Here is a 12575-nt window from a genome sequence, read left to right on the forward strand (position 1 = left end):
ATGAGCGTTGCCGAGATCAGCATCAAGCGGCCGATCACGACCATCATGCTGTTCGTGTCGATGTTCGTGATCGGCCTGATCGCGGCGGTGCGGCTGCCGCTGGAGTCGCTGCCGGACATCACCGCACCGTTCCTGGTGGTGCAGTTGCCGTACGACGGGTCCACGCCGGAAGAAGTCGAGCGCACGATCCTGCGCCCGGCCGAAGAAGCGCTGGCGACGATGACCGGGATCAAGACCATGCGCGGCAGCGCGACCTCGGACTCGGCCACCATCCAGATGGAGTTCAAGGACTGGGACCGCGATATCGCCATCGCGGCTTCGGAGGCCCGCGAACGCATCGACGCGATCGTCGACGACTTGCCCGAGGGTTTCCAGCGCTACTTCGTGTTCAAGTGGTCCAGCGCCGACCAGGCCATCCTGCAGGTGCGCCTGGCCGGCGACATGGACCTCAGCCGCGAATACGACCTGATCGATCGCGAGTTCAAGCGTCGCCTGGAACGCATCCCGGGCGTGGCCAAGGTGGAGATCGGCGGCGCCGCGCCGAACGAGGTCGAGATCGCGATCCTGCCCGACCGCATGGTCGCGCATGGCGTGGATCTCAATACCTTGACCAAGAGTCTGCAGGCGCTGAATTTCTCGATCTCGGCCGGCCAGATCGAGGACGGCGGCCGGCGCCTGCGGGTGCAGCCGATCGGGCAGGTGGCCGATCTGGAGCAATTCCGCAATCTGGTGATCAACACCAGCGGACTGAAGCTGCGCGACATCGCCGAGGTGCGGCTCAAGCCGGCGCGCCTGGAAACCGGCCGCCGTCTCGACGGCCGCCCGGCCATCGGCCTGGACATCTTCAAGGAGCGCAGCGCCAATCTGGTCGAGGTGTCGAAGCTGGCGCTGGCCGAGGTGGAGGCGATCCGCGCCCAGCCGGCGTTGAGCAACATCGAGATCAAGGTGGTGCAGAACCAGGGCGAAGACGTGACCAGTTCCTTGCTGGAGCTGGGCGAGGCCGGCGCGATCGGTCTGCTGCTGTCGATCGCGGTGCTGTTCTTCTTCCTGCGCCATTGGCCCTCGACCTTGATGGTGACCCTGGCGATTCCGATCTGCTTCGTGATGACCCTGGGCTTCATGCACTTCATCGGCGTGACTCTCAATGTGCTGTCGTTGATGGGGTTGCTGCTGGCGGTCGGCATGCTGGTCGACAACGCCGTGGTCGTGGTCGAAAGCATCTACCAGGAACGCGAGAAGATGCCCGAGCAGCCGCAGCTGGCTTCGATCCTGGGCACGCGCCACGTCGCCATCGCCCTGTCGGCCGGTACGCTGTGCCACTGCATCGTGTTCCTGCCCAATCTGATCGGCGAGACCAACGACATCAGCATCTTCATGTCGCAGATCGCCATCACGATCTCGGTCTCGCTGCTGGCCTCGTGGCTGGTCGCGGTGAGCCTGATCCCGATGATCTCGGCGCGGATGAAGACGCCGCCCGCGGTCAACACCACCACCGGGCTGATCCCCTGGCTGCAGCGGTCTTACGCGCGGTTCCTGCGCTGGACCTTGGAGCATCGCGGCCTGAGCGTGCTCGGCATCGTGCTGGTGGTGCTGATCAGCCTGATTCCGGCGACCCAGACCAAGTTCGACATGTTCGGCAACGAAGGCGGCAAGGAAGCCTTCATTCAATATCAGTGGAAGGGCAGCTACACCCGCGAGCAGATGTCGGTCGAGATCCTCAAGATCGAGCAGTTCCTCGAGGCGCGCCGCAAGCAGTACCACATCAAGCAGATCTATTCGTTCTTCAGCGAGCAGGGCAGCGAGGGCGGCACGCGGCTGCAGTTCGACGAGGCGAAGGTCAAGAACAACAAGCCGCTGGTCGACGAGATCGCCAAGGTCCTGCCGAAATCGGCCAAGGCCGAGATCACCGTGGGCCAAGACCAGGACGGCGGCCAGGGCGGCGGCAAGAACGTCCAGGTCCAGTTGGTCGGCGATTCGACCGAGACCCTGACCGAGCTGGCCCGCGACATCATCCCGATGCTCGCGCGCCGGCCGGAACTGCGCGATGTCCGCGTGGACGTGGGCGACCGCAACACCGAGCTCAACGTCAAGGTGGATCGCGAACGCGCCGCGTCGTTCGGTTTCAGCGTCGAGGAGGTGTCGCGCTTCGTGGGCCTGTCGCTGCGCGGCGCGCAGTTGCGCGACTTCCAGCGCGGCGAGACCGAGGTGCCGGTGTGGGCGCGCTTCGCCGGCGCGGAGAAGTACACCATCGAGAACCTGGCCGAGTTCACCGTGCGCTCCAGCGATGGCCGCAGCGTGCCGCTGCTGGCGATGGTCGACGTCAACCTGCGCCCGACCGCCAGCCAGATCAACCGCAACGACCGCCAGACCACGCTGACCATCCTGGCCAGTCTCAACGGCAAGGCGACCACCCCCGATGCGCGCAAGGCGATGGAGGACACGCTGAAGAAGGTCGCGTTCCCGGCCGGCTACAGCTACAGCTTCGACGGCAGCTCGTTCGAGCGCGACGACGATGCCGGCAAGCAGATGATGTTCAACCTGGTCATCGCCCTGGTGATGATCTACGTCGTCATGGCCGCGGTATTCGAGTCGCTGTTGTTCCCGGCGGCGATCATGAGCTGCGTGGTGTTCTCGATCTTCGGCGTGTTCTGGCTGTTCTGGCTGACCGGCAGTTCGTTCACGGTCATGGCCTTCATCGGCATTCTGGTGCTGATGGGCGTGGTGGTGAACAACGGCATCGTCATGGTCGAGCACATCAACAATTTGCGGCGACGCGGCCTGTCGCGCAACGAGGCCTTGGTCGAGGGCAGCCGCGAGCGTCTGCGCCCGATCATGATGACCATGGGCACGGCGATCCTGGCGATGGTGCCGATTTCGCTGAGCGACACCGTCGTGCTCGGCGGCCTGGCCTACTCGCCGATGGCGCGCGCGGTGGCCGGTGGCCTGGCGTTCTCGACCGTGGTCAGCCTGCTGTTCCTGCCGACGATCTACAGTCTCCTGGACGACATGCGCGCCAGCACCGGCCGGATCGTGGGCCGTGCGCGCGGTAAGCCCGCATCGCCGGGCGAGCGGACGGGCGAGGCGGGCGAAGAAGCCGGTCTGCCGGCGTAGCGGGAGGTTCGGGCGCGCATCGAAGCGGGTCCGGATCGCCGGCCCTGAAGGCATCGCCTCGACGCTTGCCACGCCCCTTGCACGGGGGCGTGGGCGCGATCGGCCGCGGTCGGTCCGGGGCGTTGCCGTCTCCAGGCACTGGCGCAGAGTCGCCGGATTCGTGCGCTGTCTCGCAGCGACGAGGTGCCCGATTCGTGGCAGGCTAGGCGCCTCAAAGCCACGACGACGCGCATGTACCTCGAGCACTATGGCCTGAAGGAGCCGCCGTTCTCGATCACTCCCGATCCGCGCTTCGTGTTTCTCAGCGAGCGCCACCGGGATGCGCTGGCGCACTTGCTGTTCGGCATCGGCCAGGGCGGGGGCGGCGGTTTCGTCCAGCTCACCGGAGAGGTGGGTACCGGCAAGACCACGCTGTGCCGGTTGCTGCTCGAACAACTGCCGGAGAAGACCCGGGTCGCCCTGGTGTTGAATCCGCGGCTGAGTCCGGTCGAGTTGCTGGAAACGATCTGCGAGGAACTGCACCTCGACCTCGCCGGCAAGCACGGCAGCGTCAAGGCGCTGGTCGATGCGCTCAATCGTTACCTGCTCGACGCCTACGCGCAGGGCCTGCGGGTGGTGTTGATCGTCGACGAGGCGCAGAACCTCTCGTTGGAAGCGCTGGAGCAGGTGCGGCTGCTGACCAATCTGGAAACCGACACCCAGAAGCTGCTGCAGATCATCCTGCTCGGCCAGCCCGAGCTGCGCGACATGCTGGCGCGCTCGGACATGCGCCAACTCGCGCAGCGCATCACCGCGCGTTTTCATCTCACGCCGTTGAGCGCCGACGAAACCGCGGCCTTCCTGCGCCATCGCTACCGCATCGCCGGCGGGCAGCACTTGCCGTTCACGCCGGGCGCGATCAAGCGAATCCACGCGCACTCCGGCGGGGTGCCGAGACTGATCAACGTGATCGCCGAACGCGCCTTGCTCGGCGGTTATGCCCACGACAACATCCAGGTCGACGAGCGCACGGTGAACCGCGCCGCGGCCGAAGCGTTGGCGCCGAGCCGGCGAGGCCTTTCGCGCGAGCGTGCCGCCATGTTCTCCGCCGCGGCCATCGTGGCGTTGGCGCTCGGCGCGTTGTGGTGGCGGAGCCAGCCGTCTCAGGCGGTAGCCAACGCATTCGTCGCGACGACGCCGGCCCAGCCGACCGATCAGGCCGGAGCGACGGATGCTGATGGGACCTCATCGGCGGCGAAAGCCGGAGCCGGCGCGAAGCCATCGAAGGCGAACGACCCGACGGCGACGCCGCACCTGGATGACACCGCGTTCGCGCAGCGTGTCGCCGCGGCCGAGCCTGCTTCGCTGCCGGCATGGAGGCAGTTGCTGAGCGTCTGGAAGTTGCCTGCGGACGAAGCCGCCGTCGCCGCGGCGTCGCGCTGTGTTTCTCCTGTCGCTCCCGGAGTGTATTGCCTGCGCGGGAAGGCGAACCTGGGCAAACTGGTCCGGCTCGGCCGCCCGGTGCTGCTGCATCTGCGCCTTGGCGTCCGCGATCCCTGGGTTCTGCTGAGTGGCGTCAATGCCGGCACGGTGCGTTTGTCGCTGGACGGCGCGCCGTTCGAGACCGACCGCGCCGCGCTCGAGCGGCTGTGGACCGGCGAATATGCTGCGGTATGGCGCGGCCCCGAGGGCTTGGGCTCGTCCTTGGCGCCGCATGCCGGCGGGGTGCATGGCGAATGGTTGCGCATGCGGCTCGGCGTGACCGCGGCTGGCGCGACTATCGAGGACGTGCGCAGTTTCCAGAGCGCACGCGGCTTGCTCGGCGATGGCGTGGTCGGTCCGGAGACGATGCTCGCGCTGTCGTCCGGCGACACCGGTCCGCGCCTGCAGCCGGGGTTGGAGTAAGCCGATGTCGTTGATTCTCGAAGCCCTGCGCAAGTCCGAAGCCGAACGCCGCCGTGGCGAGTCGCCCGATCTGTACGCGGAATTGCCGCCGCTCGCGCGCGCGCCGCATCGGGCCACGCCGACCGGTGGGTGGCTCGCGCTTGCCGCCGTCGCCGTCGCCGCCGGGCTCGTCTGGTGGCTGAGCCGACCGCCGGCGGCTGAGCCGGTCGCGAACACCGCAGACGAAGTGGCCGGCCGCGAACGCCCCGTCGCTGCCGCGACGCCGCGAATCGAACCGCCCGCGGCGATCGAGTCGCCCGCGGTCGCGGCCGCGCCGATAGGCAATCCGCTGCCTGCGAATCGGCCTGCGAATCGGCCTGCGCCCATGGCTCAGGCTACCGCCGCGGCCGCGCCGCCCCGGGCACCCGCCGGCAGGCGGGGCGGGGACGAAGAGCAAGCCGAAGAGAGCGAGACCGAGCCGCCCGCAGTCGCGACCGATCCGCCGCCGACGCCCGCGCTCGTGCCGCCGCCACCGCCGCTGCCGGCCCCGCCACCGGTCGTCGTTCCCGAGCCGGCACCGCCGGTGGCGATCGCCAACAACGACGGCCTGCTGCTGCTCGCCGACCTTCCGGTGGCCGAGCGCAAGCAGCTGCCGCCGCTGAAGTTGAGCATGCACATGTGGAACGACGCACCGGCGCAGCGGTTCGTCATCATCGATGGCCAGCGCCTGTCTGAAGGCAGCCGCATCGGGGACGCCGTGCTGGTGGCGATCAGGACCGACGGCGTCGTCCTGGACTGGAACGGACGGCGCCTGAAACTGCCGATCCGTTGAGCGAGCGTTCGCGAGCGAAGCTTCAGCGCCACGCTTCGCTATAGCTGCGCAGGCGTTCGTTACCCTCAGGGCAGCGTCGCGCGCAACGATCGAAGGGAAAGCTCCCCCGCTTGAGTCCGCTCGATCAACCGACCAGCTTGCTGGCGATGCGGAAACCGGCCAGCCACACGCCGATGCCGGTGCCGATGTTGGTCAGCATGAAGTTCAGCACCACCCGGGCGACGCGGTTGCGGTACCAGCCCTTGACCGTCTGGGCGTCGTCGCGCAGGGCCATGAAGTCGCCATAGGCGGGCTTGCGCCGGTGCACTTCGACCAGCGCGCTGAGCGCGCCGGTCGGTACGCCGGGGCGGAACGGCTTCAAGGGGGCGACCACGGCCGCGGTAATGATGCTGAAGGGATGGCCGCCGGCGAGCAGGCAGCCCAGCGCGGCCAAGCCGCCGGTGAACAGTACCCACTGCAGCAGCAGGTCGGCGCCCATCGCCGCGCCGCCCTTCCAGAAGCCCCAGGCGATGCCGGCGATGATCAGCGAGGTGATCACGATCATCACCCACGGCACCTTGCTCTTGGTGGTGACCTGTTCGAGCGCGGTGCGCTGGGCGATCGGGTCCTCGGTGTCTTCGCGCAGATGCCGGGCCAGGCCTTGCAGATGGCCGGCGCCGACCACGGCCAGCACTTCGCGCGCCTCGCCATGGGTCTCGCGCAAGCGCGCGGCCATGTAGCGGTCGCGCTCGGCGATCACGGTCTCGTACAACTCGGGGCTTTCGGCGGCGAACTCGCCGAAGCTCGATTCGAGCATGTCGCCTTGCTTGAGTTTCTCGATTTCTTCCTCGCCGACCTCGTCGGCGGCGAACAGCCCGCTGATCAAGCCCACGCCCAGCTTGGCCCGGCCCCAGAAGCCGAGCTTGGAGGAGGCGCGCTTGAAGGTCAGGCCGACTTCGCGATCGATCAGGTGCACCGGCAGGTCGCGTTCGCGCGCTTCCAGCACCGCGCGCTTGAGCTCGGCGCCGGGCTCGATCCCGAGCTGTTCGGCGAGCCGGCGCTGGTATGCGGCCAGGGCCAGGTTGGCGGCGAACAGCGCGGTCTTGCCGGAGCGGATCACCTGGATCAGGTCGAGCTTGGCCAGTGCGTCTGGATCGGTCAGGGCCTGCAGGCGCTGCGGGTCGAGTTCGACCGCGACCGCATCGAAGGCGCCGCTGCCGACCGCGTCGCGCACCGCATCGACGCTGGCCTGGGACACGTGGGCGGTGCCGAGCAGGGTGTAGCGCACGCCGTCGCGTTCGACTACCGCATGCGGCTGGGTGGCGAGCACGTCCTGCAGACTCGTGCTTGCCGGCGCCAACAACGACTCGCTCATGCGCGCGGCCCGCGCGGTCGACGGAAGGACGAACTCGAGAACGGATGCATGCAGCGGCTCGGTGGCGGCCCCGGCAAACACAACGGCGCCCAAGGGCGCCGTCTGTGCCGAAGCGGGTGGAATCGATGGGGTGAAGCCGCTCCGTTGCCGGACGGCGACTCCTACCGTATGGGGGCAGAGCTTAGAGCCTGCAACCGGGGCCGGCAATGAACGCGGTCGCGTTCACGCAGTGCGGGCCAGATGCCCCGATGCTGCCCCCGCCATTCGCCGCCGACTTCGGTGAGAGCCCGGGGCCGGCGTCGGGTTCGACCCGTCCGAGACCGCAGCGGCCGCGTTCGCGGCCGTCCATGCCGAGCGTTCAGGCCAGGCCGAACGGCAGGTTCGGGCTCGACACCAAGCGTTCGCCGACGTTCTCGCCGTGCAGGAAACGCAGGCCGGCCTCGATCACGCTCTTGTCCTCGAGCACCCGGCGGTGGCCGAGGCCGCGTGTGGTCAGCAGGCGCGAATCAGGCCAATAGCGCGCATAGCGCTCGCCCTCGGCCCAGGGCACCTCGCGGTCGCCGAGGTCGTGCACGATCAACGCCGGGCTGGCCATTGCCGGGGCGTTGCGGTGCGCCTGTTGCGAATCGAAGCTGATGCCGATGCGCGCTTCGTAATAGGCGAACAGGCGCCGGCAGACGTCCTCGCCGACCCACAGCAGTTGGGCGAAACGCTTCACCGCGGCGACCGGGTCGGCCGCCGGCGCGATCAGCACCGCGCGCTCGGCGCGCAGGCCGCGCGCCATCGCCAGCAAGGCCGCGGCGCCGCCGAGCGAATGGCCGATCACCACCGCGGCCGGCCCGTAGTGCTCGCCGACGGCGAACAGATGGCGGGTGAAGTCGGGCAGGGTGGCGAGGCGGCCCTCGCTCTTGCCGTGCGCGGGCTGGTCGAACGCGACCACCGCGTAGCCGGCGGCGAACAGGCCCGGCAGCCAATTGGCGATGCGGGTGCCGTGGCTCGACCAGCCATGCGCGAACAGCACGTAAGGCTGGCGCTGCGGATCCCCCCAGACGTAGGTGACGATGCGCTGGCCGTCGACCTCCAGCGCTTCCTCGCGGGCGCCATGGGTCGGCGCGGCGAGGGCGCGGCTGCGGGTGGACGCGAACGGGGTGCAGAACAACCGCGCCACCCGATGCATGGTGGCGTCGGGTGCAAGCCAAGCGCCGGCCAGGAAACTCAGGCGCAAACCGTAAAGTTTCACTATGTTACGAACGGTCGTGCTAATTCTGGCAATAAGCGGATACATGACGAGCCTCGTCGGTCGCTCAGGCGGTGGGGGAGGATGCGTAGGAACGGATCAGGCGTTCGAAGGCGCGGCGCCCGCGTTCGGTCGCGGAGTCGTAGCCGTACAGGCCGGAGTCGTGGTGCACGACCAACGCCACGCCGTAGATTTCGAAAGCCAGTTGCGCGGTGTCGGTGTCGGCACCGAGCTCGCCGGTGTCGATGGCCAGTTGCACCGCCTTGCCCAGGGCCTGCTGCCAGCCCCGTTGTTGATCGACCACGGCGGCGCGCAGTGAGCCGGGACGGTCGTCGTATTCGTGGACCGCGCCGAGCAGGACGCAGCCGCCCTCGGTGTGGCGCGCCCAATCGAACCAGGCCTCGACGATGGCGCGCAGGCGCGGCAGGCCGCGCCGGTGCCGCAATGCGGGCAACAGCACATATTCGACGAACCGCTGGCTGGCCAGGTCGAGCACCGCCAGCTGCAAGTCTTCACGCGAACCGAAGTGAGCGAACACGCCGCTCTTGGACATGCCGACCGCGGCCGCCAGGGGGCCGATCGACAGGCCTTCCAGTCCGGCCGAGGCGGCGATGCCATAGGCCTGCTCGAGGATCGCGTCGCGGGTCGCGGCGCCTTTGACGGTGGCGGTCAGCATCGACATGAATCCAAAATAGCACGTCCGTTCGTTTTATTGTGACCGTTCGTCGGCGGCCGCCGTTCAGCTTACCGGACGAGGCCGCCCTTGCCACGGGCCTGGGTCGCAGTGCGGCCCAGGCCTCGGCGAAGTGTGTCTTTGGGGAGCGTGCCTTGGAGGAGTGGGGGCTAGCCGGCGACGCAGTGCCGGGCTTACGGCTGGAGTAGCGCAAGCGGCCGAAAGTCAGCGCAGGCCCGGCACGTCCTGGTCGGGCTCGCCCTGGTCGCCGTCGCCGAGCGCGCGCACCAGTTGCACGGTGTCGAGCCAGCGGCCGTGCTTGCGGCCCAAGCCCGGAAATACGCCGCCTGGCTTGAAGCCGAGGCGTTCGTGCAGGGCCACCGAGGCCCGGTTGCTGCCGTCGCCGATCACCGCGACCATCTGCCGGAAACCGAGCGCGGTGCAGTCCTCGATCAAGCGCAGCATCAGCGCGCGGCCGATGCCGCGGCCGTGGAAGTCCGGGGCAACGTAAACCGAGTTCTCGACCGTCCAGCGATAGCCGATGCGGGTGCGGTAGGCCGTCGCATAGGCATAGCCGGCGAACGCGCCGTCCTGCTCGGCGACCAGATAGGGATAACCGGCCTCGACGATCGCCCGCCAGCGCCGCCGCATTTCGGCGGCATCGGGTTCGTCGTACTCATAGGTCGCCAGGCCCTCGCGCACTTCCCGCGCATACAGCGCGGTGATCGCCTCGAGGTCGGCTTCGACCGCCGGGCGCAGCAGCGGCGAGGGAGGCGCGCCCGGGTTCAATCGCGGTACCGCTTGAGCAGGTCGGCGTAGGCGTCGATGCGGCGGTCGCGCAGGAACGGCCAGATCCGCCGCACGTGTTCGCTGCGGCCGAGGTCGACTTCGGCCATCACGATCTCGGGGTCCTGGGTCTTGGCCTCGGCCAGGAACTCGCCCTGCGGCCCGACCACGTGGCTCGAACCCCAGAACTGGATGCCGGAGGCACCGATCGGGGAGGGCTCGTGGCCGACGCGGTTGACGCTGAGCACCGGCAGGCCGTTGGCGACCGCGTGGCCGCGATGGCTGAGGATCCAGGCGTTGCGCTGGCGGTCCTTCTCGTCCTGCTGGTCGTCCGGATCCCAGCCGATGGCGGTCGGGTACAGCAACAGTTCGGCGCCGGCCAGCGCCATCAGGCGCGCACCTTCGGGGTACCACTGGTCCCAGCACACCAGCACGCCGAGGCGGCCGACCGAGGTCTGGATCGGCTCGAAACCGATGTCGCCCGGCGTGAAGTAGAACTTCTCGTAGAAGCCCGGATCGTCCGGGATATGCATCTTGCGGTACTTGCCGGCGGTCGAGCCGTCGGCGTCGAAGACCACCGCGGTGTTGTGGTACAGCCCGGCCGCGCGGCGCTCGAACAGCGAGCTGACCAGGACCACGCCGTGGCGCTTGGCCAGGGCCGCCAGGCGCTCGGTGCTCGGGCCGGGAATCGGCTCGGCCAGGTCGAATTCGGCCACCGATTCGTGCTGGCAGAAGTAGGGGCCGTTGTGCAGTTCCTGCAGCAACACCAACTTGGCGCCGCGCTTGGCGGCCTCGCCGACCCGGTCCTCGATATTGGCCAGGTTGGCCTCGCGCGAGCCGTGGTCGCGGTCCTGGATCAGGGCGACGGGAAGGGTGGTCTTGTTCATCGTCTCTGCTTGATCGCGAACGTGGGGCGGTCATTGTAAGGCCCGGCGACGGGCCGGCCGCCCGGACTGCGTCACTGCGCGGTGTCGCGCGGGCAGGCGCGCGGGTTTTCTTCGGCCAGATCGGGGGGCGGGGCGCCCGTGTCGCGGTCCACCACTCGCAATTCACAAGAGCCGGCACCGACCCGTTCCTGTACGACGTCGTACTCGTGCCGGGGTTGCGGAATGAAGCTGATCAGGTTCAGGCAGGTGCCTTGGACCAGGTACATGCCGGGGCCGTCGTAGAACGCGCCGGGACCGCGAGGCGGCGAATCGGTGACGCCATAGTCGTGCAAGCCAGCCGCCAGATAGAGACGCTGGCCAGCGTCGACCGTGGCCGCCTTGCGCGGTGCCGTATAGGTCAGCATCGCAGCGAGCCGGCCGCTGCCGGAGCTGTCCGTGCAATGCGCGTCGCGGTAGGCGGAATAAACCTGCAGCGAGCGGCCACCCAGATGCATGGCGCCGCGGGTCAAGCTTAGCTGCGCGGTGCCGGTGCCGGCATTGGACTTGTAATACCCGACGCCACAGCCGGACAACAGGCCGGCGGCCGCGAAGGCGACGCCTGCGGCCAGCATGATTCGATCCATCCTTACCCCCCTGTTCGGCATGCGCGAGCGTCGCGCATGCCGGGCGCAAGATTGTCGTATCCGTGCCGGGTGGACAAGCTGCCGATCCACACGTTGCGACAGGCCCGCAGCGACCGGCTGGCCCGGTGCGCGCACTTTATGCGGGTGGATGCGATCCGCCCGAACAGATCAGTCCGCGATCAGTCCCTGCGGCAACTGCATGGTCACGCAATGCAGGCTGCCGTTCTGCCAGATCAGGGCGCGGCAGGGCACCGGCACGATCTCGCGGTCGGGGAAGGCCTGCGCCAGCACGGCCTGGGCCTGGGCATCGGCGGCGTCGCCGTAGGCCGGCATCAGCACGGCGCCGTTGATGATGAGGAAGTTGGCGTAACTCGCGGCCAGCCTTCGGTTTTCATCGATCACCGGCTGCGCCCACGGCAGCGCGAACAGGCGATAGGGCTGGCCGTCGCGGGTGCGCAACGCCGCCAGTTCGGCCGCCATCGCCTGCAGTTCGGTGTAGTGCGAATCGGTCGGGTCGTCGCAGCCCTGGTAGACGATGGTGTCGGGCGCGGCGAAGCGGGCCAGGGTGTCGATATGGGCGTCGGTGTCGTCGCCCTCGAGGTAGCCGTGGTCCAGCCACAGCACCCGGTCCTGCTGCAGCCAGCCGGCCAGCTTGGCGGTGATTTCCTCGCGACTGGCTTGCGGGTGACGTTCGTGCAGGCATTGCCAGGTGCTCAGCAAGGTGCCGGCCCCGTCGGTCTCGATAGCGCCGCCTTCCAAAGCAAAATCAATACTTTGGCGGACACTGTTCGAGAAGGTTCCCATGTCGGTGAGGCGTTCGACCAGCAGATCGTCCTGGCTGGCGTCGAACTTGCCGCCCCAGCCGGTGAAGCGGAAGTCGAGCAGGCGGAAGCCATCGCCGTCGCGCAGGCTGATCGGGCCCGAGTCGCGCAGCCAGGTGTCGTCGTAGGGCGCTTCGATGAAGTGCACCCGGGCCATGTCGATGCGCGCCGAGGACAGGCGCGCGCGGGCATAGGCCTGGACGTCGTCGTCGGCCACGCAGATCAGCACGGATTGGTAGCGGACGATGGCCGCGACCAGGGCGATGTAGGTTTCCTCGACCTCGCCCAGGCGCTCGGCCCAGTCGGTGTCGGCATTCGGCCAGGCGACAAGAACCGCGGACTGGGGTTCCCACTCCGCGGGGAAGCGCAATACGTTTTTATTCATAGC

At 68.4% G+C, this 12575-nt stretch carries 10 protein-coding genes; 3 read left to right on the forward strand and 7 right to left on the reverse strand.

Translation table 11 applies throughout. From position 1 onward, the window contains the following. The 3 genes from ACSAMQ_RS03075 to ACSAMQ_RS03085 all read left to right on the forward strand — a co-directional run bounded on the left by ACSAMQ_RS03075 (nucleotide 1) and on the right by ACSAMQ_RS03085 (nucleotide 5806). Nucleotides 1-3111, forward strand: a complete 3111-nt coding sequence (locus tag ACSAMQ_RS03075; protein WP_435394234.1) for an efflux RND transporter permease subunit — start codon at nucleotides 1-3, stop codon at nucleotides 3109-3111. A gap of 231 nt (nucleotides 3112-3342) precedes the next feature. After that, the gene (locus ACSAMQ_RS03080; protein ID WP_435394235.1) at nucleotides 3343-4995 is read left to right on the forward strand and encodes an AAA family ATPase; all 1653 of its coding nucleotides are present in this window, start codon (nucleotides 3343-3345) and stop codon (nucleotides 4993-4995) included. 4 nt (nucleotides 4996-4999) lie between these two features. Then, nucleotides 5000-5806, forward strand: coding sequence for a general secretion pathway protein GspB (locus ACSAMQ_RS03085; protein ID WP_435394236.1), 807 nt, complete (start codon nucleotides 5000-5002; stop codon nucleotides 5804-5806). A 124-nt stretch (nucleotides 5807-5930) separates the two neighbouring features. Here the strand turns inward: ACSAMQ_RS03085 and ACSAMQ_RS03090 are convergent, their stop codons facing one another. From ACSAMQ_RS03090 to ACSAMQ_RS03120, 7 genes are all read right to left on the reverse strand, one after another. Beyond that, complete coding sequence (locus tag ACSAMQ_RS03090) at nucleotides 5931-7160, reverse strand: TraB/GumN family protein (protein ID WP_435394237.1); 1230 nt, start codon at nucleotides 7158-7160, stop codon at nucleotides 5931-5933. Nucleotides 7161-7518: 358 nt separating this feature from the next. Then, nucleotides 7519-8400, reverse strand: coding sequence for an alpha/beta hydrolase (locus tag ACSAMQ_RS03095; protein WP_435394238.1), 882 nt, complete (start codon nucleotides 8398-8400; stop codon nucleotides 7519-7521). 64 nt (nucleotides 8401-8464) lie between these two features. Beyond that, the gene (locus ACSAMQ_RS03100) at nucleotides 8465-9073 is read right to left on the reverse strand and encodes a TetR/AcrR family transcriptional regulator (protein ID WP_435394239.1); all 609 of its coding nucleotides are present in this window, start codon (nucleotides 9071-9073) and stop codon (nucleotides 8465-8467) included. Nucleotides 9074-9295: 222 nt separating this feature from the next. Next, complete coding sequence (locus ACSAMQ_RS03105) at nucleotides 9296-9859, reverse strand: N-acetyltransferase family protein (RefSeq protein WP_435394240.1); 564 nt, start codon at nucleotides 9857-9859, stop codon at nucleotides 9296-9298. Next, the gene (locus ACSAMQ_RS03110) at nucleotides 9856-10743 is read right to left on the reverse strand and encodes a carbon-nitrogen hydrolase (RefSeq protein ID WP_435394241.1); all 888 of its coding nucleotides are present in this window, start codon (nucleotides 10741-10743) and stop codon (nucleotides 9856-9858) included. Before ACSAMQ_RS03110 ends, ACSAMQ_RS03105 begins: the two co-directional genes overlap by 4 nt. A gap of 71 nt (nucleotides 10744-10814) precedes the next feature. Next, nucleotides 10815-11354: a hypothetical protein gene (locus ACSAMQ_RS03115; RefSeq protein WP_435394242.1), complete on the reverse strand. Its 540-nt coding sequence runs from the start codon at nucleotides 11352-11354 to the stop codon at nucleotides 10815-10817. Between the two features lie 180 nt (nucleotides 11355-11534). Continuing rightward, a complete protein-coding gene (locus tag ACSAMQ_RS03120; RefSeq protein WP_435394243.1) occupies nucleotides 11535-12572 on the reverse strand; it encodes an agmatine deiminase family protein in 1038 nt (345 codons plus the stop codon). Between the last annotated feature and the right edge of the window lie 3 nt (nucleotides 12573-12575).

This window comes from Lysobacter sp. 1R34A (genome assembly GCF_051217035.1).
Classification (GTDB): domain Bacteria; phylum Pseudomonadota; class Gammaproteobacteria; order Xanthomonadales; family Xanthomonadaceae; genus Lysobacter.